Origin of the sequence: Fuchsiella alkaliacetigena (genome assembly GCF_023227765.1) — a bacterium.
Lineage (GTDB): Bacteria > Bacillota > Halanaerobiia > Halobacteroidales > Acetohalobiaceae > Fuchsiella > Fuchsiella alkaliacetigena.
Genome location: NZ_JALKBZ010000015.1, coordinates 1 through 22,864, shown reverse-complemented (window position 1 = coordinate 22,864; position 22,864 = coordinate 1). Strand labels below are relative to the sequence as shown.

Here is a 22,864-nt window from a genome sequence, read left to right as displayed (position 1 = left end):
TCAATATTAAACTTTTTTCCCCTGCAAAATCTTAAGCTTAAAAATGAAAATTAAGTTCACTGCTAATTAGCAGTGAACTTATGAGTCATCAAGTTCTAAATATTTCTAACTACATAACTAGTATGAAGTAGTTCATGAGCCTTCTCGCTACCAGGTTCTCCTAAATATTCAGCATATATCTGCTTAATTTCAGGATTTTGATGAGATTTACGCAAACTTTTATGCTTATCAATCTCATAAAGAGAGTTCAAGCGTTGTTCTACAATTTCTTGGTTAGTAGGAATCGGTTGACCGCCACCACCTGCACAGCCACCTGGGCAGGCCATTATTTCTACAAAGTGATACTCCGCTCCCGCTTCAATCCTTTCCATTAACTCTTTAGCATTTCCTAAACCACTAACTACAGCTGCTTTAAGAGTTAAATCGCCAATCTCTACCTCTGCTTCTTTAATTCCGTTTGTTCCTCTCACAGCAGTAAAGTCTAAGTTCTCCAACTCTTCTTCGGTAATTACTTCGTAAGCTGTTCGTAAAGCGGCCTCCATCACTCCCCCACTAGCACCAAAAATATCGGCTGCTCCCGAGGAAGTACCCATTAGTTTATCGTAGGGCTCTTCTGCTAAGTTCATCATATCTAAACTGAACTCCTTAATCATTCTAATTAACTCTCTGGTAGTGAGTACAAAGTCTACATCTTTATCCATTTCTGGTCGCACAGATTCAAACTTTTTAGCTGTACAAGGCATTACTGAAACCACAACTATATCCTCGGGAGGAATTCCCTGCTGTTCAGCATAGTAACTTTTAGTCACAGCACCTAACATCTGCTGAGGAGACTTACAGGTAGATAGATTATCTAAATACTCCGGATAAAAGTGCTCTATAAACTTAATCCACCCCGGACTACAAGAGGTAAACATAGGTAGCTGGCCATCATTTTGAATTCTATCTATTAATTCATGACCTTCTTCCATTATAGTGAGATCAGCGGTGAAGTTAGTATCAAAAACTCGATCAAAGCCTAGCCTGCGGAGAGCTGCTACCATCTGACCAGTAGCAACAGTTCCTGGCTGCTCACCAAAGCCTTCTGAGAGAGCTACTCTCACTGCTGGAGCTGTCTGTACTACTACAAATTTACTACTATCATTTAAGAAGTGCCAGACACTGTTGTAGTGATAAGATTCATGTAAAGCTCCGGTAGGGCAGGCTTGAATACACTGTCCGCAGTTAGTACAGTCTACATTACCCATTCCTCTATCTTTAAAGGTGGTGATTACCGTTTCGGGCCCGCGGTTAGCTTTGGTAAAGATCCCTACCCCCTGCACCTCTTCACATTTGCGAATGCAACGAGTACAAGCAATGCATTTATTAGGCTTACGAACTATAGAATGGCTGGAACTGTCATCAACATAATTCCTCTCAATAGCATCCAGTCTCATCTCCTGCATATCTATTTGCTCTCCTACATCTCTTAACTCACAATTAGTACTTCTGGCACAAGTTAAACAGTTCAACTTGCAATCAATATCATGGGAGGAGATAATTAGCTCAAATATATTCCGACGCACCTCTCTCACTTTCTTAGAGTGAGTTTTAATCTGCATATCGTCCTCAATCTCAGTAGTACAAGCTGGCCTTAACATTTCTTCACCGATAATCTCGACTACGCACAGTCTACAGCCACCATAGACCGATAAATCCTCTAAATAACAAAGAGTAGGTATATTAACTTGCACCTCATTAGCTGCCTCTAAAATAGTTGTTCCTGCTTCCAACTCTAATTCTTGGCCATCTATATTAATCTTTACCATGCTTATCCCCTCCTAGCAGTACTTCATCCGGATAGTTCTTTAAAATAGAGTAAATAAAGTTTAAAGAGGTCTGCCCTAAGCCACAACGAGCAGATAAGTAAATGGTTCTGCCAATAGACTTAACTATCTCTACCTCTTCTTTACTAAATCCACCCTTATCAGCTACCTTATTTAATATATGATTCACCTGACGATTCCCCTCTTTGCAAGGAAAGCAGGTTCCACAAGTTTCGTCCATAAAAAATCTAGAAACAGTAACCATTAAGTCAAATAAATTATGACTATCATCAACCACAATAATAGCTCCTGAACCTACACTGCTACCTGCTTGAGCAAGGGTTTCATAGCAATAGGGAATATCCAACTTTTCGGCTGGTAAAATAGAAGTTGAAGCTCCACCAGGGATTATGAACTTTAATTGAGCATCGTCTCTAGTGCCGCCCCCATACTCTTCCACAATCTCCTTAATAGTAACTTGACCAAACTCCACTTCATAAACACCTGGTTTCCAGATATCACCACTTAAACAGACTAGTTTAGTTCCTCGGCTTTCTTTAGTACCCAAGGATTTATACTCTTTAGCTCCTATTCGAATTATCTCTCTACAAGAAGCTAGAGTTTCTACATTATTAACTGCCGTAGGCTGATCAAATAATCCCTTTTGAATAGGATAAGGAGGTTTAGTCCGCGATCTACCACGCTTACCTTCAATGGAATTCAATAGGGCCGTTTCTTCACCACAGATATAGGCTCCAGCTCCCTTAATTAAGCGTAGCTCTAAATTAAAACCACTACCTAATATATCTTCTCCCAATAACCCCTGCTTATAAGCCTCTTCAATAGCTTTAGAGAAAACATTCCTAGGCCGAGCATACTCTCCTCGCATATAGATATAAGCCTGCTCAGCTCCGATAGCATAAGCTCCAATAATTATTCCTTCTAAAACTTTAAAGGGAACATTTTCCAATAAATAACGATCCTTGAAGGTTCCTGTCTCAGCCTCATCAGCATTACAGATCATATACTTTTGCTCTGCTTCTTCAGCTAAGGCCATTTCCCATTTAAGTCCAGTAGGAAAGCCAGCTCCACCTCTACCTTTTAGATAAGCTTCCTTAATCTGCTCAATTATCTCTTCTCTATCTAGATTTAAAGCTTCTTCAAGAACAAAAAAATCATATTCATTAATATTAGGCTCAGCTGGAGGGGTATCTCCACCTCTACCCTTTAAATCAATATCAATACCTTCTTTTAATAGAATTTTCTCTTCCATTTTTGCTCCCTCCTTTACAAGCAGTTACTAAGAATATTCAAAGCCTTTTTTTCGCTGACATAGGTATAAACCTTATCGTTGATCATCATCACCGGGCCCTCACCACAATAACCTAAACACTCTACCACTTCCAAAGTAAATCTCTTATCCTCAGTAGTTTCACCGTGTCCAATGCCTAGATAGTCTTTAACGGCTCTCACCAAATCATCGGATTCATTAAGATAACAAGAGAGACTATCACAAACCCTAACAATAAACTTTCCTGTAGGTTCAGTATAAAGCATGGAATAGAAACTAATCACCCCAAAAATTTTAGCCTTCGGTACATCATACTCTTCAGCTAAGCTAACAATCTCCTTTTCAGGAATATAGCCATAAGTGTCCTGCAAATTATGCAGCCTTTCCAAAAAACTAACATCTCCCACTTTAATCCCCCCTTAACTTATTGATAGTTTTAAGCAGCATTATATAATAGTTCATTTATTCACTTTATTTAAAAAAAGTAAAAATAGCTATAATAGATATTAGTGACATTATTCTAGAAATACTAACTAAATCCCTCCTCATAATCAACAATTCCCCTAATTTTAACCAAATTAAACAAAAAGTAAGGTTTCTGCATTTAAGTACAGAAACCTTACTTTTTAGGACTAACCTAAATACTTAATCTGTAATAAAAATTCATCAAGTATTGTTAGGAATTCTTCTGAATTTATCTTTTGCTCTTGAATACTTGCGCTAAATTTATCGTTAGTAGTCTCAATTATATCTATTATTGTCTCCAGCTCTTTGCTAGCTTCAATTGTTTCTGCAAACTGTTCAGATATTTCCCCTAAATAATTAAGAACTTCTTCTGCCTGGGCCGAAGCTTGCTCAGAATTGGAAGCCTGTTCTTGAATAGAGTTACTAAACTCATTATTAGTATCTTCAATTACATCTATTACTCCATCCAACTCTTTACTAGCCTCCACTGTTTCCTCAAACTGTTCAGATATATCATCCATACAGCTAAGTACTTCCTCCACCTGAGCCGAAACTTCCTTTGAATTGGCGGATTGCTCCTGAATAGAATTACTAAACTCATTATTAGTATCTTCAATTCCACCTATTATTCCATCCAGCTCTTTACTAGCCTCCACTGTTTCCTCAAACTGTTCAGATATCTCTTCAATGTAAGCAAATACTTCTTCTAGCTGGGCGGAAACTTCCTCTGAATTAGAAGCCTGTTCTTGAATAGAATCACCAAACTCCTTATTAATATCCTCAACTCCATCTATTACTTCATCTAACTCTTTACTAGCTTCCATTGTTTCCTCAAACTGTTCAGAAACCTCCCCTATACTACTCAATACCTCTTCTACCTGGGCAGCAACCTCTTCAGAGTTGGCTGAGATTTCTTCTACTGAAGCACTTGATTCCTGAGTCTGTACTGCTTGTTCATCAGCTAATTCAACCATATTTTTCATTGCCGAATAAACTGTATCACAACCACTGGCAATCTCCTTAAAAACCTCATTAACACATCTACATTCATTGAAGTTATTATTCAATAGATTACGAACTTTATCAACTTCAGTCTTGATTTCTTCCAAAATATTCTGAATTTTTATTGTAGACTCATTACTTTTAGCCGCTAATTCTCTTATTTCATCAGCTACAACTGCAAAACCCTCCCCGTGTTCTCCAGCTCTAGCCGCTTCAATTGCTGCATTCAATGATAATAAGTTAGTCTGCTCAGTTATTTCTCTAATAGACTCTGAGATAATATCAACACTTTCAACTTTATTCTGCAACTCATTAGTTGCTTCGATTGAAGTATCTAAAATATCGTTACCTTCTTTAATTAGACTGTGAGTATTCTCCACTGCATTTAAACAGTTACCAGCTCCATTTTGAACATTTTCAGCATTAGCTGCTAAATCTTCAACTACTGTAGCCACCTGCTCAATTTCTTGGGCTATCTCCTCAACAGCAGTAGCTGATTCCTTCATAGTAGTCTTTACTTCTTTAACAGCTTCACTCCCATCACTGTTAGCCTGATTAAGCTGTCTGATATTTGCAAAGCAGTCGCTAATCTGCTCCTGAAGCTGGCTGTTATTATCTGCCATGTCTTGAGCTGATTTAGCTATCTCCTCAACAGCAGTAGCAGAGTCTCTCATTGTATCTCTTACTTCCTTAACAGATTCACTGCCTTCACTGTTAGCCTGATTAAGCTGTCTAATATTTGCAAAGCAGTCGCTAATCTGTTCCTGAAGTTCACTGTTACTATCTGCCATGTTTTGAGCTGATTTAGCTATCTCCTCAACAGCAGTAGCAGAAACCCTCATTATATCTCTAACTTCTCTAACGGCTTCACTCCCTTCACTATTAGCCTGATTGAGCTGTCTAATATTTGCAAAGCAGTCGCTAATCTGCTTTTTTAGTTCTTCACTATTAGCTGCCATGTCTTGAGCTGTTTTGGCTATTTCTTCAATAGCAGTAGCGGAGTCTCTCATTGTGTCTCTTACTTCGTTAACAGCTTCATTCCCCTCATCATTGGCCTGATTAAGTTGGCTAACACTGGAAAAATAGTTATTGATCTGCTCTTTTAACTGTTCATTACTACCTACCATTTCTTGAACTGCAGTTGTTGAGGTGTTGATCGTCTCTTGAAAAGAGTTATTGTTTTGCTTAATCTTATCTAAAAAGCTGTTTATTCGCTTATTAATTAACTTAATCAAGCTCAAACCTAAGATTAATGAAAGTACAGCAAATATAAAGGGATATATCAGTTCTAGATTATTAGACTGAAAACGCCAACCTACAAATAATAAGTAGAAACTAAAGATAATATTAACTAATAACATCAAGGAAAAATAGACTATAATCTGCTTTTTAAAGCTTATATTATTGCTTGCATTAAACATACTTTTAAACCCCCTCTAAATGAATTGGATTAACTTCCTAGCCTAAATAAATTTCTGCAAATAAGTAGTATCCTCAGGCTGGGCCCTGCTAGCTTCCCCCTTCCCTTATTTCTAGTTCAAATAATCAAATTTATGTTTTATTAAATATGTACATTTTATCACAAAAGGCCAAATAATACAATGTTAGTTTTAACATCCCTTAACAAAAAAGACCTGTTGCTATAATACAAAATAAATTTGCTAATATCTATTAATCACTTCAGCTAATCTAGCCAAGCCTTCTTTTAATCTGCTCCGAGGACAGGCTATATTTAATCTTTGAAATCCACTCCCCCCTGCTCCAAAGATATGACCAGGATTGAGAAATAATTTAGCTTCATTTCTTAACAAACTATCCAACTCCCTATCCTCTAACCCCAAATTTCTAAAGTCTAGCCAAACTAAATAAGTTCCTTCTGGCTCAATAATCTCTACCTGAGGAATATTTTTTTGGATATAGCTTAGTAAAAATTTGAGATTTTCTTGTAGATATAACAACAAGTCCTCTAACCACTGCTCACCATGGTTATAAGCTGCTTTTAAAGCCGTAATAGCAAATACATTAGGTCTTTCAATTCCAGTCTGATCTAAACCATGTTGAAAGGCTGTCCGCAACTTTGGATTAGGAATAATGATATTTGAAGTTTGCACTCCAGCTAAGTTAAAGGTCTTACTAGCAGCATTACAGACTATAGAATTTTCTTTAAACTCTGTAGCTAAAGTAGTAAAAACTTGATGCTCATGACCTGCAAAGACCAAATCGGAATGAATTTCATCAGCAATTACTACTATCCCATTTTCAACACATATTTTTCCTAATCGTCTCAACTCTTCTGCTGCCCAGACTCTGCCCACTGGATTATGAGGGTTACAGAGTATCATCAGCTTAACTCTAGAATCTAATTGCTTCTCTAACTCTTGATAATCCATCCTATACCGCTTACCATCATAAACAAGAGTATTATTAAGTACATGCCGACCGTTATTTTCTACTACTTCAAAGAACGGGTAGTAAACTGGCGATTGAATAATTACTTTATCCCCGGGCTTAGTTAGGGCCCTAACTAAAATATGCAAAGCCGGAACTACTCCTGGACTGGTAAAAATCCACTCCTGCTTTACCTGCCAATTATAACGTCTCTCCAGCCAATCAATAACCGCTTGATAATAAGAATCCTGGAGTTCAGCGTAACCATATATACCGTGACTAGCTCTTTCTATCAAAGCCTCCACTACTGCTGGCGGAGCCTTAAAGTCCATATCGGCAACCCACATAGGTAACATATCTTCATCTTTAATTTTATCCCACTTCAGAGAATCTGTATTACGACGCTCTATTAATTCATCAAAGTTATACATTTGAATAATCCCCCCTTTTCCTATCGAAGTACATAGTTTTAATTCAATAGCAAAGATCAATTTTCCTTGTTAGCCAAAGATATTTAAATAAAAACTTAAGCCTTTAAGTATAATTTAATTAAACCTCTTATTATTTATAGCTAAAAAATCTTAATATTAGCAAATGTCATTTGACAATAAATAGTAGCTAATGCTACAATATATTCTGGACAAGGATTAAAATTGATTAAATAAGGAGGAAAAAATAAATGACAACTGAACAAGTAGAAGAAAAAGAGTTTCAAACTGAGACCCAAAAGATGCTTGATTTGATGATTAACTCTATTTATACCAACCAGGAAATCTTTTTAAGAGAACTAATTGCTAATGCTTCCGATGCCATCGATAAGGTGAAATTTCAATCACTAACCGAAACAGATATTTTAGAAGGAGACTCCGATTTTGAAATTTGGCTGGATATTGATGAAGCTAACAATGTATTTATTATCGAAGATAACGGAATCGGCATGACCTACGATGAAGTTGTGGAAAACATTGGTACCATCGCTCAATCGGGATCACAGATGTTTATAGAAAAATTACAAAAACAAGAAGCAGAAAAAGAGGATGCTGTAAATTTAATCGGTCAGTTCGGAGTTGGATTTTACTCTTCCTTCATGGTAGCTGAGAAGGTAACCCTAATTACTAGAGCTCCTAAGCAAGATAGCGGAGTTAAATGGGAGTCCACAGGAGACGGTACTTATACTATAGAAGAGATCGATAAAGCAAAGCGAGGCACTACTATCAAACTTCACCTCAGAGAGGACTTTACTAGCGACGGAGATGAAATCGACTTAACTAAACAGCACAACATAGAAAGGTTAGTCAAAAAGTATTCTAACTATGTAGAGTATCCAATTAAAATGAAGTTTAAAGAAGAGGATGAAGAAGGTGAAGTGCAAACTGAAGTTAAAACCTTAAATACTATGAAGCCCTTGTGGACTAGAAATAAAAATGAGATTGAAGATGAGGAGTACAATGAGTTTTATAAAGAAGTCTTTAAGGACTGGAATGAACCACTAGAAGTAATACATAGTCAGGTAGAGGGATTAGTTAAATACTCCACCTTACTCTTTATCCCTCAACAAGCTCCAGCAAATATCTTTGCGGAGGACTTTAATCAAGGGCTTAGACTATACTCCAAAAATAACTTTGTAATGGATAACTGTCAGCAATTATTACCTGATTATCTGCGTTTTGTACGTGGTTTAGTGGATTCCCCAGACTTTACTTTGAATCTATCTCGGGAGACCTTGCAAAACGATAAGCAGTTAAAGATAATTAGTAAAAATCTAAAGAAAGCCGTCTTAAAACAACTAAAGAGCATGCTGGCTGATGAGTCGGAGCAGTATAAGCAGTTTTGGAATGAGTTTGGCCAATTAATTAAAAGTGGGATTAACACTAACTACGGCTCAGAACAGGAGGAGTTAGTGGATTTATTAGTCTTCCCTTCTTCTCATTCTGAAGGTAAGCTAATTACCTTAGCAGAATATGTTGAACGAATGGAAGAAGAGCAAGAAGTAATCTATTATGTAACCGGCGAAGATGAGCAAACAGTAGAAAAGCTACCGCAAATGGAACTACTGCAAGAAAAAGGACTAGAGGTGCTGTATTTCTTTGATGAAATAGACGAATTTGCCATCGATAGCTTAAGAGAGTATGAAGGTATAGAGTTCAAATCAGTTTTGCGCGGCGATTTAGACTTAGAAGATGAGGAGCAAGATACTGAGCTTGATGAAGATGAAGCCGCAGAGCTATTAACAGCAATTGAAGAAAATCTGGAAAATAAAGTGGATGAAGTTCGCTTAAGTAAGCGCTTGAAGTCCAGTGCTGTTTGCTTAGTCAGTGGAGATATGGGAATGAGCATGTCTATGGAAAAGGTACTACAGAGAATGGATAAAAATATGGGCCAGGCTCAACGCATTCTAGAAATTAATCCTCAGCATGAACTCTTTAATAAGCTAGAAACAATCTATAACCACCAAGGAAATTCGGAGGAATTAGCTGAGTATAGCGAACTATTATACTCCTTAGCTTCGTTGATAGAAGGATTTACTCCGGAAGACCCAGTTAAATTTAGTGATAAAATTACAGAATTGATGGTTAAAGCCGACTAGAAAATGAATGGAGGTAATAATCAATGGATGGAAAACGCCGCAAGGATATAAAGCCTGGACTTAGTGTTTCAGTTGTGCAAAAGCAGGATCAGAATTCGGGAAAATTAACTGAAGGTGTCGTTAAGGACATTTTAACTAATTCTGCTACTCATCCCCACGGAATTAAAGTACGTCTTAAAAGTGGAATAGTGGGTAGAGTAAAAAGTATAAACTCTTAAAAGTTTATAATATTTAAAAGGACTGGTCTATATAGGCCAGTCTTTTACTTTATATTCAAAATCATATTATACAGTAGATACTACTCTAGTTTACAACTAAAGTAGCTAAATACTCCAACTAAAAAATAGTCTAGGCAGGATTTTCTAGAAATAACTAGAATATTGTTATACAAGTATTAATTTTCAACTACTATAACTCTATTTTATAAGGGGGAATTAGTATGAATGAAATTAAAGGAAAAGAAGATATTGAAAAGTTGATGGCTTATGAAAAAGAACCCTGTATTTCACTTTACATGAAAACTAAAAAAGCAGCAAGTTCTGAAATCAAAAATATGTCCATCAAGTATAAGAACCTCCTTTCCGAAGTTGAAAGAAAATTAGAAAAAGACTGGGATTTTAAAAACAAAGAAAAAGAAGAATTTTTAGAAAGTGCTAAAATATTAATTGGCGAAAGAACTTTCTGGCAACATCAAAATGAAGGTCTAGCCATCTTTATTTCCCCGGATATCTCCTCTTATTATCAGCTTTCAATTGCAGTTAAAGATCAAGTCTTTGTAAGTAAACACTTTAATATAAAGCAAATAATCCCTGAATTACAGTCTGAACGTAGCTATAATGTATTAGCTTTAAGTAGAAATAATAACCGATTTTTTCAGTGCAACAAAGAAAGTATAAAGAAAATCGAAGTTGATGAAGTGCCCAAAAATATAGATGAAGCGCTAAAGTACGATGATAGAGAAAAGACACTTCAATATCGCAGTCACAGTGACAGTGGGAGAACAAAAGCTATCTTTCATGGCCAGGGAAGTACTAGAGAAGATAATAAAGAATATTTATTAAGATACTTACGCCAAGTTGAGCAAGGTCTAAATGATCAGCTAAATAAAGATAATAAAGCTTTAGTTTTAATGTGTGTAAAAGAGCTTTTCCCTTTATATAAGCAGGTAAATTCCTATTCAAAGATGATGGATGGTTTTATTCGCGGTAATCCCGATAAACTGCAAGCAAAAGAAATACATCAGCAGTCCTGGCAGTTGATGAAATCGCACTTTAATGAAAAAAAGCAAAAAGTAATATCTCGCTATAATGAACTTAAGGCTACCGAAAAAACTTCTGAAGACTTATCAGCTATTATTAAGGCTGCTGTTTTTAGTAAGGTAGACAAATTATTGTTAAAGAAGGACGCGCTACAATGGGGCAAATATAATCTCGAAAAAAATGAAGTACTACTGGCTAATGAAGCAGATTCAGAAAACTATGATCTGTATAACTTCGCAGCTCTCAAGACCCTTAATGCCGGGGGGAATGTTCACATCCTAGAGGCAGAGATGATGCCTGAAGAAAAAGAAATTCTGGCTATTTATAGATTTTAAATCATTAGGCTATAAATTTAAAAGCTGGGCCCGCTATTAGACAAATCGGGCCCGGCTTTTAAAAATACAAAAATGAATCTATTTCACTATGACCTCTGAAGCTCAAAAGCAACCAAAGCCATTTTAGTATCCTCATCAGCAGCTAATTCCTCTTCCAAGTTTTTCACTTTCTTTAGCTTTTCTTCACTCAACTCAGCTGGCACATAGTCTTCCACAGATTCAAAGGCTACTAAAGCCACATTACGACCGAGCTTAGCAGCTAGCTTATCCTCTACCTGCTTAATTTCTTCCAGTTCTTCTTTGGACAATTTAGCTAATTCAACTTCCTGATTATCCATTAATATCTCCTCCTTTAAGAAGTAATTTCTCTTAATGATATACTTCTACAGATAACTAATCTTTCCTGCAAAAATTAGCTTCTCAAATTAAGTAGAGCAGACTTTATTAAAAAGAATTAGCAGCAGTTAATAAGCGCTTAGTATAACTATGTTGAGGTCGATTAATTACTCTAACTGCATTGCCCCGCTCTACTATCTTTCCTTCATACATCACTAAAATTCGATCACTAACTTTACGAGCTAGGGCTATATCATGAGTAATAAATAACATAGCCAAACCTTCTTGATTCTGTAACTCCAGTAATAATTTCAGAACTTGGGCTTGCACCCCAGGATCTAAAGCTGAAGTAGGCTCATCGGCAATCAGCAGCTTAGGCTCTAAGACCAATGCTCTAGCAATAGCCAATCTCTGTAATTCACCACCGCTCAAAGAAGTGCTTTCACTACTAAGAAAGCTTTCATCCTCAGGCAGATAGACCTCTCTTAAGACTTTTTTAGCCTTCTTCAACCGTATCTCCTTATCTTTTATACCTTGAATCTGTAAAGGTTCAATCAAAATTTCTAAAATACTTAACTTACTATTAAATGAACTAGCCGGATCTTGCCAGATCATCTGCACCTGACTATGAAATTCTAAAGCTTTTTGCTTCCAGTTAGCCAAACTCTCTCCTTTAAAAATAATTTCTCCTTCAGAATGAGGAGTTAAGCCGGCAATCGATTTGGCTAAAGTACTCTTGCCGGAACCGCTCTCCCCTACCAGAGAAACTATCTCTCCTTCTTTAATACTCAAGTCTACTTCATTTACAGCTTTAAAGGAATCTTTAGTAAATAATCCATCTTGAGTATACTCCTTAGTTAATCCTCGAGTTCTAATTACTTCTACAATTCCATCTCGATGACAGGCTAAAAAGCGTTGAGCCGGCTCCATCTTTTGCAACTGTGGCTCCTTTAGAGCACAAAGATCCAAGGACTGAGTACAACGAGCATAGAAAGGACATCCTTTGCCTGCATGCTCTTTATTTCCTCTCCTCACTCCTTGTAACTCCTGAGTACGATGCATAGTAGGATAGGATCTAATTAAGGCTCTAGTATAGGGATGGGTCGGTTTTTGCAAAATTTCCTCCGTTTCAGCTAACTCTACTATTTTTCCTTGATAGAGTACCGCAATTTTATCTACTAATTCTTTCAATAAAAAGAAGTCATGAGAGATAATCAGTGTAGTCTTTTCTTTGCTAACCTCTTTAATCAAAGTAGCAATTTTTTCTTTAGTTAAAAAATCTAAAGCAGCAGTAGGTTCATCAAAGATAATAAATTCAGGATCATTAGCTAAGGCCATGGCTATCAATGCCCGGGCCCTTTCTCCACCACTAAGACTATCTGGATATAGCTTCATCTTAGCCCGAGTTAATCCAGTCTGCTTTAGTAATCTCTCCGCTCTAAAGATAGCCTCACTCTTAGTTAAGTTCTCATGTTGAATAATAGGCTCTGCTACCTGACTTAAAATAGTATAACCAGGATTTAGTATATTGTCTACATTCTGCATTACCATAGCTATCTGCTGCCAACGTAGTTCTGCCCAGTCTTGCTGTTTAGCAGCTAACAAGTTCTGACCCTTGAAAATAATCTGCCCTCCAACTTCACCCTGGGTTAAGCCCATGACACTTAAGCCTAAAGTAGTTTTGCCAGCTCCGCTTTCGCCAATAATACCCACCTTTTCTCCCTCTTCAATCTCTAAACTGATACTATTTAAAACCTTAGTATTCCCGTATTCCACCTGTAAATCTTTTAGCTCCAGCATACTTAATTCCCCCTCAATACTAAGCTTAAATTGATCTTTGTGAATCTCTACCGTACTCCAACAGCACAACCCCTAAAATAGTCAAGGTTAATAAGACTCCTGGAGGCAGTAACCACCAGCTCCAGCTTCCTAAATAGATATACTCTAAAGCCTGTCGAATCATCCTTCCCCAGCTTACTAAACTTGGATCTCCTACTCCTAAAAAGGACATTCCAGCTTCCAAAAATACGGCCCGTCGAAAAACCATCAACAGCTGCACTGAAAGCAGAGGTAGCAAATGAGATAAGAGGTGCTTCAAGGTAATATGTAGCTTACCAGCTCCAAAACCCTGTGCTGCCAAAATAAAGTTGCTTTTTAATAAAGATTTACTTTGATTTCTAATTACCCGCGCTCCTTGCTGCCAAGATAATAAAGATAATATAATGATCATCCCCCACAAAGAGACCCGAAAAAAAGCTGCAATTAATATTATTATTAAAACTGTTGGAATTGCTAACAAAGCATCGATTAATCTCATCCAAAAAAGATCATAAACCCCTGCAAATAGAGCTGAAGTAACTCCAATCAGCAGACTAAAAAAGGTAGCTAATAGAGCAGTAAAAAAACCAATACTTACTGAAGTTCTAGCCCCATATAATAAGCGACTAAAAATATCTTCACCTAGATCATTAGTACCTAATAAGTAACTGCTATTAGGAGCTAGAAGAGACTGCCCTACATACTCAGTCGGAGTATAGGGAGCAATTAAAGGAGCAAAAATAGCTATAATTAAAATTATGCCCACTAGAGCTAACCCGACTCTCCTCATCAAAATCCTCCTTTATCTACTTTAACAATTAGTAGATCAGTTAAAAAGTTTATTAATAATACCATCAGTGTTAGTAAAAATAACGAACCCTGTAACAAGGGATAGTCTCTATTTAACAGCGCTCTGTAGATTAGCTCTCCCATTCCAGGATAGGAAAATATATTTTCTATAAATAGGGCCCCTCCCAAAAAAGTGCTAAATCTAATTCCCAACTGAGTCAAAAAAGGAACTATTGCATTCCGGGCTCCATGGACATACTTAACCCTTTGTTTTTTTAAGCCCTTAGCTCGAGCCAGGTCTATAAAGGGCTGCTCTACAACCCCAAACATGGAACTGCGCATCAATAGATAGCTACCGGGTAGTCTAGTTAAAACTAAAGTAAGTAAGGGCAAAACTAAATGATATAAAATGTCTCTTAGCCAGGCTAGACCTGTATAGCCAGCATGAGGAGTTATAGCCCCTCCCAGCGGAAATATGCCCAACTGCCAGGCAAAGATAATTAGTAGTATAGAACCTAATACAATTCCAGGCATTCCATTAACTATTAATAACACTATTAATAGCGCTTTGTCGCGACGCTGTCTATAATCCCAACCGGACTCTACTCCCAATATAAAACCCAACAGAGTAGATAAGATTAGACTACTCAACACTAATAGTAAGGTCCAAGGCAAATAGTTGTTAATTATCTGAGTAACTGGTCTTTCATAATAAAATGAGTAACCTAAGTCCCAATTTAGCCCAATATCCTTTAAATAGTTTAAAAATTGATTAAAGAGAGACTGGGACAAGCCATGTCTCTCTTCTAAAGCTGCTCTCATTTCTGGAGTAAGTTCAGTTAAAGCATCCCCATACATCACCGTTATAGGATCTCCAGGCATCAATCTAGGCAGCATGAAGTTCAACAGTAGAATAATTATTAGCGCAATTATATAACCTGACAGTTTCTTAGCTTTCATTTAATTAATATCCCTCTCAATCAATGATAACTTATTTAGAGGTAAAGGGATTCCTATGGCAACTCCTCCTTCAGTATAAAACCAATCAATAGTATCGTCTATAGCCCAGTAGTCTTCTGGATAATAAAGTGTTACTGCCGGCATTTCTTCAGCATAAATACTTTGAATCTCCTTTACCATCTCTAACCTCTTATCTTCATCCATTATTCTTAACTGCTGATTTAGCTTATCAAGCAAATCCTGATTTTCTTCAAAGCGAACACTCTTAGGATCATCATCTAAAATCATTTGATTAAGAACCATCGGGTCTCCTCCTAATGCTCCATGCCCGCTCATTGCTAAATCAAAGTCCCAGTCATCGACTCGAGCATCTAAAGAAGCTGTGTCCAATACTCTAAGTTCAATTTCAATACCTACTTTGGCTAGATTCTGCTTAATAATCTCCGGAATCCTATCCTCAAAGCTTAGAAGAGTAAATTCTAGCCTTTGATCACCCTTAGTATAGATTCCATCCTCCATAGTATAGCCTAGCTCTTCAATTAATTCTTTAGCTTTTTCAGGACTATAAGCATATTCAGGTAAATCTTCGGCTGCCCATCTGCTTTCGGGCGCAATTAACCCTTGACTTCCTGCGATTCCATAACCTCTTAATCCTCTCTCAACTAACTCTTCGCGATCAATTGCATAGGCTAAAGCCTGCCTAAACTTTCGTTGATCAAAAGGCTCTTGGTGCTGATTCATCATTAGCTTAGCCGCCCAAAAATGATTTCCAGTTATTAACTCAAAACCCTGTTGTTCAAGCTCTGGTATAGCTTCAGCCATTACTCCAGCTGCATTTATATTACCACGTTGAAGTGCCATTTCAGGGTTGCTGCTTTCTACGAACATTAGTTCTTCAGCAATAGGCTCTCCACCATAATAGTTTTGATTAGCTGCATAATGGTAGCTGCCCTGAGTTTGATCATACTCTAATAGCTCGTAAGGCCCCGTACCAACCACAGCCTCTTCACCAGTAAACTCCGCCGGCTCTTCTACCTCAGCCCAGATATGTTCAGGTAAAATAGGCATTACTCCAGCTACTCGTTCTAAAAAAGGAGCATGGGCCTGACTGAGATAGACTTTAACTTGATAATCATCTATTAGCTCCACCTTTTCTACAGAGTCTAGGTTGGCCCAGGGATAAGGATGCTTTTGTAGATAATCAAAAGTAAAGGCTACATCTTGTGCAGTAAAGTCCTCCCCATCATGCCACCTTACATCATCACGCAACTCAAAGATAAAGCAGTTCTCTTCTTCATCATATTCCCAGTCTTCGGCTAAGGCTGAAACAAAACCGTTCTCATCCTTCCAAATTAAAGTATCAAAGATAAAGCTCATTCGTAAATAACCGGGCCCTCTAAGATAATGTCCATGGGGGGTAGGATAACCCCAGTCTCCATTTTCATCACCGATCCTAACTATCTCCACTTCAGTTTCTTGACCACAACCTGATAAAAAAGCTCCCATACCAACTACCAAAACTACTACTAATATAATTGATAAGCTTTTCTTCATTGTTAACCCCTCTTTTGATAAATTATTTAATTATGTTTAAGCCGCGCCCATCAAGCTGTAAGTAGCTTTCTTCTGAGCAGCTAATACAGTAGTCTCCATCTTCTTTATTTACGGCCTTAGGGCCCATAATCTTCTCCCCACACTCAGTACAGAACTTATCTTCAAAAATAGGAGCATACTCCGGAATCTCCACTTCCACATCCTCTTCGATATAGAAGAGCTCTTCAATAGGCTCCTCAATAATTTCAAAAGAAATCTGATTCCATTTTTCATTCAGCTTAGCCTTATCCTCAGCACTACCTTCTCTATTAACTACTACCTTTTCAAAAAGCTCTCTCGCCTCTGGATATAAGTTATCCAAAAAGCTCCCCTCATCTTCTTTAAGAATAAATCTAATCGCTTTACCCTCGCGAGTAGTTATAGTCACCGCTGTTTTACCATAATCCCTATATATCAAAGCATTATTACCAAAAGAACAGCCTGTAGCGTACTGTACACCATCACTAAAGCAGCTATTAGTTTCTATAATTGCTAATACCTCTTCCATACCATCCGAATCAATACCCAGCTTATCTAAAGCATAAACTCCAACCTTAACTCCTAAGCCCACTAAAGGACAGAAGTGTCCATGCAGCTCACCAGACTTAATAAGCAGCCCTTCAATATCTTCCTGGGCAATCAACTGCTTAATCTCAGCTCGCGGATCTTCTTTTAACTCTGCTCTAGTAAATACATTCTCTTGCGGAGTATCCATTACAGCAGCATAGGGCTTAATATCAACAATTGGAGTTCCATCTATAGCATCCAAGCCCTTTACCTTTAACTTGTTACCCTGTCTCGCTAACAGTTCTACAGTAGTAATGGCTAGCGGAGATGGTCTCTTAGGACTCCTGCTAGCAAAGACTCCTTTCACTCCTCCAAAGCGTCTTTCAGCCTTCAGTTCATATCCTTCGGCAAGATGAAAGTTAAAGATCACCTGCAAATAATCACTTTCTTCAATTCTATAAAGACCTTCCTCATATTCTGGCTTAATCTCTATTGTACTTTCATGCTTTCGCATTTCTGCTGGATCAGCCGATTCTTTAAACTTACTCTTAACTACTCCTATACTCTCAATTTTAAGCATTTTAAGTTCTCCCCCTTAGATTATAAATATAAGTAACACTTTATATCTATCTGTAACACTCTATTATAATTTATTCTCTATTAAATTAATCATTCCTGCCTAAAATCAGATTTTTTATACTTAAAAAACATCTTAATCTTTATTAGAACAGGATCTTTTTAGCTAATATCAAATATAATAACTAACAAAATAACACCATAGGTAGTTTTTTCTGTTCTCTTTTAAATACAGGTTTGAAGTTTACCAAAATTGAAGCAGAGCAAGGCTTAATTAGAGTAGAGTTAAATAATCCGGCAGATGAAATTAGATTTATAACTGAACAAGGAGTAACAAAAACAGCAACCGGAAGCTCAGCTAGTTATCAAGAACAAAATAATATTTTTGTTCGCATTGAAGTAGAAAAGACACCAACTACAACTGAAGAGCATCACGGTAATTATAATGAGCTATTATTTTCTCAACCGATAATGTGTAAATAAAAAACATCAAAACTATTCAATTATCAAAATTACCTTCAAATACATACAATGAATTATCATAATAAATATTAAGAGGAGGAAAAGAAATTGAGTAATAAGCAAGCAAATAGAGTTCCCGAAAGCTGTCCACCAGGATTTCAAGAACGCTATACTGTCCAAGAAGACGATACCATGTTTTTAATAGCCCAACAGTTTAATATAGCACTTCAAGCTCTTATCAATGCTAATCCACATATAACTGACCCAGATATAATCTTTCCCGGAGATGTACTCTGTGTTCCTGAACAGCCGCTACTCTATACTACAGGGCCCTTAGCTATTGATCCCGCAGAACAGTCATTTGTGGGGGTAATTATACAGAATCAAAGCGCCACAGAAATAAATGCTAGAATCTGGTTAATCAACAAAGACTTCTGTCCTAAAGCTGTGGCTGACTTTATTGAAATTACTATTCCATCAGGCTGCTTATTCCAGTTTGCATTTGATATTTGGGCCTTCTTCTATGAAGTGGTTATAGAAGTACCCAGAATACCTGAAATAAACCTCACTATTTATGGTTTAAGCAATGACTTTAGACCTATCGCTGCCAATACCTTAAGACACACTGAGCTTAAATTAATCAATACTTCACCCCAGACCAGTACAACTGCTAGAACCTTATTAGCAGAAGAACTGTCTACTAATCAAAGCGGCTGGATAACTAATTTTTAAAGTAAAGCAGGAGGGCCAGATATCTGGCCCTCCTATTATTTTCTTATATTCTTTTAAAGAGTAGCAAAATAATAGTTTGAATGGAATTATTAAAGATGAATATTGATAATATTACTGGAAAAACTAGTAACTAATTATCTAATCTCTAATAATTTCACATAGGAGGCTAAATCTATGACTAAAGAAAAGTCTATCGAAAAATTAAATGAGCTTCTGAAGGGAGAAAATATGGCAGCACATATCTACCACAAAACAAAGAATCTCCAGCAGGATGCTCAGGTAGCCGATATGTTTGCAAGATTTGCCAAAGACCATAGAAGACATGCTCAGCAATTAAAAAATAGAATAAAAGAGTTAGGTGGTACTCCAAAAGCAGATATGGATACAGCAAAGGTGATGGCAAAGATAAAGTCAATAATAAACTCCCTGCGCGGGCCCAAACATATAATCAAACAGGTCTATAACGGCGAAGATAAAGGAGTTCATGCCTATGAAGACCGTATCGATGAGCTCGACTCGAAAAGCCAGCAGCTTGTAAAGCAAATTATGAATGAAGACCAAAAACATTTAAAGAACTTTGAAAAGAGAGTGGAACAAGAAAGATAGGAAGAAGATGTTTTTACAGAGGATAGAGGATAGAGGATAAATAAAGTTCAAGTTCTGTTAGACGCTGCGCCCTGAAGGGATGATAATCCCTGAGGAAGTACTCTTGGGGTGACTAAGTTCGAACAAAATCTGACTAAAACATAAAACCTTAAAAGAATTAAAGAACTAAAGGACTTTAAGGTCTAGTCAGAACTTAGTCAGATTTTAGTCTGCGTCAAACCGCCCTTGATCTTGACTTTGAACTTAGTTATTAACTTCAATTCGGCAAGTAAATTTAAAGCTTTAATTTATCTAGTTTAAAATCTAATTTTAATCAAAATTAAACTACTAATATTCTAATATTGCTAATACCTAAGCTAAATTTAATCTAAATAGTTTACTTACCGAATCCAAGTGACCTTCCCCCTGTTTGCTAGATACTAAGTTAAGGTGTATAATATAACTATTCCACAAGGGGGAAATAACCGTGACCAAATCAAGAAGAACCTATGATGAACAGTTTAAAATTGAAACAATTAAACTAAACTTTAATTCTGCCAATCAAACAATAGCTCCTCTGATATCTTACAAGCCTTAAACTCTCCAAAGTTTTCGTCGTCAAAAATATACTCTCTTTCTCCATTGATAACCTCTAAATAATTATCAAAGTTATTATAAAAAGTAATAACGTGACCTAGTTCATGAAATAGAAGAAAATAATAAGTATCCTTAATAGAGTTTATTTTGCCTTCTTGAATTAGCATATTAATAAAACTAGTTTTTTTATTATATTCTCTTTTGATATCAAAATAGTTGAGCATTACTTCGCAATCATAAGGATCTTCGGGATCTTCACTTAGTTTTGTTCTGGCTATAAATTCATCTTCATCTAATTCACCATTAACCTCTAGAGACTTCCGCTCTAGCTTTCCTTCAAGCTCTTTAATCTTCAAGTTTAGCTTATAAAAGTGCTTTGGAGGTATCCTTTCTCTAAATTGCTTGTTGATGAAGTCGTACATTTCCCAATTGTTTTTCAATATCTGTTCTTCTACCCTATCTGAAAATGAAGATTCAACCAAAATATTCATTAATGCATCTCTCCTTTGAGTTTTACCTAAGCCAACTCTAACTTTAAAACACTTAAACCTGACCTTCCCCCTGTCTGCTAGACACTAAGTTAAAGTGTATAAAATAACTATTTAATCAGATAGAGCTTATTAATATCTTTAGCAAAATTACTAATCATCTTTTCCACCTCCCAAGGTTTTGATTCTTCAATGATTCTCTCTAACTCTTCTTTCTTTCCTGCTGGCAGAAGTGGAGCTGATATATTGATAAGCCATCTCTTTATTGAAGTGAATTCTTCTTCGCTCATATTTTTCATAACATCAACTAAATCCTTGAGCCTTTGTAGTACGTCTACTTCACCTTTCTGATCTAAATAGAAGATTGAAGATATTACATTGGCAAGTTAATCTTATCATAAACAGCTTCAAGTTATGGACTTCAATAGCTTTGTTGATCTCTTCATCCAGTCGCTTTTAGTCTGCTCTAATTTCTCCCTCTTTAATTGCAATAATAAACTCTAGCTGTTAACCAGAGTTTTAATTTACTGCCCTATCTCTTTTTTTATTTCTTCAATTTTTTCTTTATCTAAGCCAGTAATATCAATTATATCTGGAACATCTATACCTTTTCTTAACATTTTTTGAGCTATTTCTTTTTTTGCTTTTGCTTTTTCCTCAGATCTTACCTTTTGAACATCATATTCCTCGATCATCTGGAACATAGTTCTCACCTTCCCTTCTTTGAAGACTTTTAATACTTCTTCAATTTCATCTTCAGGAACATTAACCTTTAACAATAAGTGCTTAATAGCCAAAGCAACATTCTCTAATATATTACTGTGCTTTAAGCTTTCCTTTAGTGCTTCCCAATACTCTTCTTTGAGTTGCTTTATTACTTTTAGATCTTCTACAGTCTTAATTTTATCCATAGCTAAGATTAAAGATATTGCATTGCCTTTTTCTATTAATTCTTCTATAGTGATATTATTTAAAACTATAGGCTTATAGCTGAAGTTAGGAATGTGCTGTTTAAAAATCTCGTAATGTTTAACCTTATCTTTAAATTCAATTTCTGCTGTCCAATTGCCTTCGCCATCATAAAAGACTATTGGCAATATTGGAGGTAATTTAAAAGGCTTATTTTCGCTTTCATCAGCGTTTTCGTCAATATATACTCTCCATAATCTAGTCATGTATTCTAGCAGTCTAAAGGGCATCAAAAAATCGGTCTTTGATTGATGTTCGAGCATTATAAAGACAAATGCCTCTTCGTCATCTAACTTTATTCTATAAACTATATCATTTTCTCTGTTAGCCCCTATTAGATCAATGTATTCTGTAGGCAATACCTCAATATCGTCTTTATCTATTTCAGAAACCCAATCTCTATCAATAAAATCATCTAAAAACATCTTAAATAGATCCTTATCGCTAAACAGTTTTCTAAATATATTATCTTTAGTCTTTTCTTTTGACATACCTGTAACACTTCCCTGATTAAGTTATTGTTGGCTATATTATAATTATACCATAGTTTTTACTTAAAATAAATCATCCAGAGCATTATAAGTAGCTACTACATCCTTCTTTTCAATTCCTAGATACTTTCTAGTAGTTTCCGTAGACCTATGCTTAAACTTTTCCTGAAGAGCCTCAATGCTAATTCCATTTTTCCAGGAATGGTAGCCAAAGGTCTTTCTTAAAGTGTGAGTCCCTACCCTCAAGTCGTTTAGTCCTACTGACTGGCAGATCCTCTTTACTATTCTATAAGCCTGACTTCTACTGATGGACTTTTCTCCTATTGGAAAGGTGCGGGTATTATAAATTAAGTAGTCTTCCTTTTCATCACCGATAGGTGACTTTTCAAATAGTAGCTCTAAACACTCCCGAGCAGATTTATTAATAGTGATACTGTTAAACTTACCTGTCTTCTCCTCTTGTATCTCAAACTCATCTTTGATATCACCATTGGAATCTATAACATCTTTCACTTGCAGTTTTAATAGATCACCAACTCTCAAACCAAAATTAATTCCTAATATAAATAAACCATAGTCTCTCCACTTTTCAGCTCCAGCTAATTGATTAACGATCTGCTTTATCTTTCTTTTGTTCCTAATCGGTTCAACTTTTGCCACAGCTCTTCCCCCTTTTTCAAGCTCAAAATAACGCAACGTATATTGTCATTTTAACATAAATATTGCGTAATTTCAAATAGGCTTAGTTACCCGATTGTGTCAAGTTTTTATAGGTAAAAGTTTTTGACTCCTCTTTCGATAAATTAAATTAGTGACTTAACAGCTCTAA

General features: G+C 36.3%; 21 protein-coding genes. 6 read left to right on the top strand and 15 right to left on the bottom strand.

What is annotated here, in order from left to right; translation table 11 throughout:
- Positions 1-95: 95 nt before the first annotated feature.
- The 5 genes from MWH30_RS06170 to MWH30_RS06150 form a co-directional block, all read right to left on the bottom strand.
- Positions 96-1,808: an NADH-dependent [FeFe] hydrogenase, group A6 gene (locus MWH30_RS06170; RefSeq protein WP_248663187.1), complete on the bottom strand. Its 1,713-nt coding sequence runs from the start codon at positions 1,806-1,808 to the stop codon at positions 96-98.
- Complete coding sequence (locus tag MWH30_RS06165) at positions 1,795-3,078, bottom strand: complex I 51 kDa subunit family protein (RefSeq protein ID WP_248663186.1); 1,284 nt, start codon at positions 3,076-3,078, stop codon at positions 1,795-1,797. Before MWH30_RS06165 ends, MWH30_RS06170 begins: the two co-directional genes overlap by 14 nt.
- A gap of 14 nt (positions 3,079-3,092) precedes the next feature.
- Entirely contained in the window at positions 3,093-3,503 is a 411-nt protein-coding gene (locus MWH30_RS06160) for an NADH-quinone oxidoreductase subunit NuoE family protein (RefSeq protein WP_248663185.1), read from the bottom strand.
- 225 nt (positions 3,504-3,728) lie between these two features.
- Complete coding sequence (locus tag MWH30_RS06155; RefSeq protein ID WP_248663184.1) at positions 3,729-5,984, bottom strand: methyl-accepting chemotaxis protein; 2,256 nt, start codon at positions 5,982-5,984, stop codon at positions 3,729-3,731.
- Positions 5,985-6,224: 240 nt separating this feature from the next.
- Entirely contained in the window at positions 6,225-7,382 is a 1,158-nt protein-coding gene (locus MWH30_RS06150) for a MalY/PatB family protein (protein ID WP_248663183.1), read from the bottom strand.
- A gap of 248 nt (positions 7,383-7,630) precedes the next feature.
- Here MWH30_RS06150 and htpG point away from each other — a divergent pair, with 248 nt between their 5' ends.
- The 3 genes from htpG (at position 7,631) to MWH30_RS06135 (ending at position 11,132) form a co-directional block, all read left to right on the top strand.
- Positions 7,631-9,538, top strand: a complete 1,908-nt coding sequence (gene htpG, locus MWH30_RS06145) for a molecular chaperone HtpG (RefSeq protein ID WP_248663182.1) — start codon at positions 7,631-7,633, stop codon at positions 9,536-9,538.
- A gap of 23 nt (positions 9,539-9,561) precedes the next feature.
- Entirely contained in the window at positions 9,562-9,756 is a 195-nt protein-coding gene (locus tag MWH30_RS06140; RefSeq protein WP_248663181.1) for a YwbE family protein, read from the top strand.
- Between the two features lie 221 nt (positions 9,757-9,977).
- Positions 9,978-11,132: a baeRF7 domain-containing protein gene (locus MWH30_RS06135; RefSeq protein WP_248663180.1), complete on the top strand. Its 1,155-nt coding sequence runs from the start codon at positions 9,978-9,980 to the stop codon at positions 11,130-11,132.
- An 86-nt stretch (positions 11,133-11,218) separates the two neighbouring features.
- On the opposite strand, the gene MWH30_RS06130 is transcribed toward MWH30_RS06135, so the two are convergent.
- The 6 genes from MWH30_RS06130 to tsaA form a co-directional block, all read right to left on the bottom strand.
- Positions 11,219-11,470: a hypothetical protein gene (locus MWH30_RS06130; RefSeq protein WP_248663179.1), complete on the bottom strand. Its 252-nt coding sequence runs from the start codon at positions 11,468-11,470 to the stop codon at positions 11,219-11,221.
- Between the two features lie 106 nt (positions 11,471-11,576).
- Positions 11,577-13,268, bottom strand: coding sequence for an ABC transporter ATP-binding protein (locus MWH30_RS06125; protein WP_248663178.1), 1,692 nt, complete (start codon positions 13,266-13,268; stop codon positions 11,577-11,579).
- 25 nt (positions 13,269-13,293) lie between these two features.
- Positions 13,294-14,076, bottom strand: a complete 783-nt coding sequence (locus MWH30_RS06120) for an ABC transporter permease (protein WP_248663177.1) — start codon at positions 14,074-14,076, stop codon at positions 13,294-13,296.
- Complete coding sequence (locus MWH30_RS06115) at positions 14,076-15,035, bottom strand: ABC transporter permease (protein WP_248663176.1); 960 nt, start codon at positions 15,033-15,035, stop codon at positions 14,076-14,078. Before MWH30_RS06115 ends, MWH30_RS06120 begins: the two co-directional genes overlap by 1 nt.
- The gene (locus MWH30_RS06110; RefSeq protein WP_248663175.1) at positions 15,036-16,589 is read right to left on the bottom strand and encodes an ABC transporter substrate-binding protein; all 1,554 of its coding nucleotides are present in this window, start codon (positions 16,587-16,589) and stop codon (positions 15,036-15,038) included.
- 22 nt (positions 16,590-16,611) lie between these two features.
- Complete coding sequence (gene tsaA, locus MWH30_RS06105; RefSeq protein WP_248663174.1) at positions 16,612-17,715, bottom strand: tRNA (N6-threonylcarbamoyladenosine(37)-N6)-methyltransferase TrmO; 1,104 nt, start codon at positions 17,713-17,715, stop codon at positions 16,612-16,614.
- A 233-nt stretch (positions 17,716-17,948) separates the two neighbouring features.
- Here tsaA and MWH30_RS06100 point away from each other — a divergent pair, with 233 nt between their 5' ends.
- The 3 genes from MWH30_RS06100 to MWH30_RS06090 all read left to right on the top strand — a co-directional run bounded on the left by MWH30_RS06100 (position 17,949) and on the right by MWH30_RS06090 (position 19,511).
- The gene (locus MWH30_RS06100) at positions 17,949-18,194 is read left to right on the top strand and encodes a hypothetical protein (protein WP_248663173.1); all 246 of its coding nucleotides are present in this window, start codon (positions 17,949-17,951) and stop codon (positions 18,192-18,194) included.
- Between the two features lie 87 nt (positions 18,195-18,281).
- Positions 18,282-18,905 carry a LysM peptidoglycan-binding domain-containing protein gene (locus MWH30_RS06095; RefSeq protein WP_248663172.1) on the top strand — a complete coding sequence of 208 codons (624 nt, stop codon included), beginning with the start codon at positions 18,282-18,284 and terminating at the stop codon, positions 18,903-18,905.
- Positions 18,906-19,079: 174 nt separating this feature from the next.
- Positions 19,080-19,511 carry a demethoxyubiquinone hydroxylase family protein gene (locus MWH30_RS06090; RefSeq protein ID WP_248663171.1) on the top strand — a complete coding sequence of 144 codons (432 nt, stop codon included), beginning with the start codon at positions 19,080-19,082 and terminating at the stop codon, positions 19,509-19,511.
- Positions 19,512-20,038: 527 nt separating this feature from the next.
- On the opposite strand, the gene MWH30_RS06085 is transcribed toward MWH30_RS06090, so the two are convergent.
- The 4 genes from MWH30_RS06085 to MWH30_RS06070 form a co-directional block, all read right to left on the bottom strand.
- Positions 20,039-20,578 carry a hypothetical protein gene (locus MWH30_RS06085; RefSeq protein ID WP_248663170.1) on the bottom strand — a complete coding sequence of 180 codons (540 nt, stop codon included), beginning with the start codon at positions 20,576-20,578 and terminating at the stop codon, positions 20,039-20,041.
- Between the two features lie 107 nt (positions 20,579-20,685).
- Positions 20,686-20,874 (bottom strand): hypothetical protein, encoded by a 189-nt coding sequence (locus tag MWH30_RS06080; protein WP_248663169.1) that lies wholly within the window; start codon positions 20,872-20,874, stop codon positions 20,686-20,688.
- 225 nt (positions 20,875-21,099) lie between these two features.
- Positions 21,100-22,035 carry an Rpn family recombination-promoting nuclease/putative transposase gene (locus tag MWH30_RS06075; protein WP_248663168.1) on the bottom strand — a complete coding sequence of 312 codons (936 nt, stop codon included), beginning with the start codon at positions 22,033-22,035 and terminating at the stop codon, positions 21,100-21,102.
- Positions 22,036-22,098: 63 nt separating this feature from the next.
- On the bottom strand, positions 22,099-22,695 hold the full coding sequence (locus MWH30_RS06070; RefSeq protein ID WP_248663167.1) for a tyrosine-type recombinase/integrase: 597 nt from the start codon (positions 22,693-22,695) through the stop codon (positions 22,099-22,101).
- Positions 22,696-22,864 lie beyond the last annotated feature (169 nt).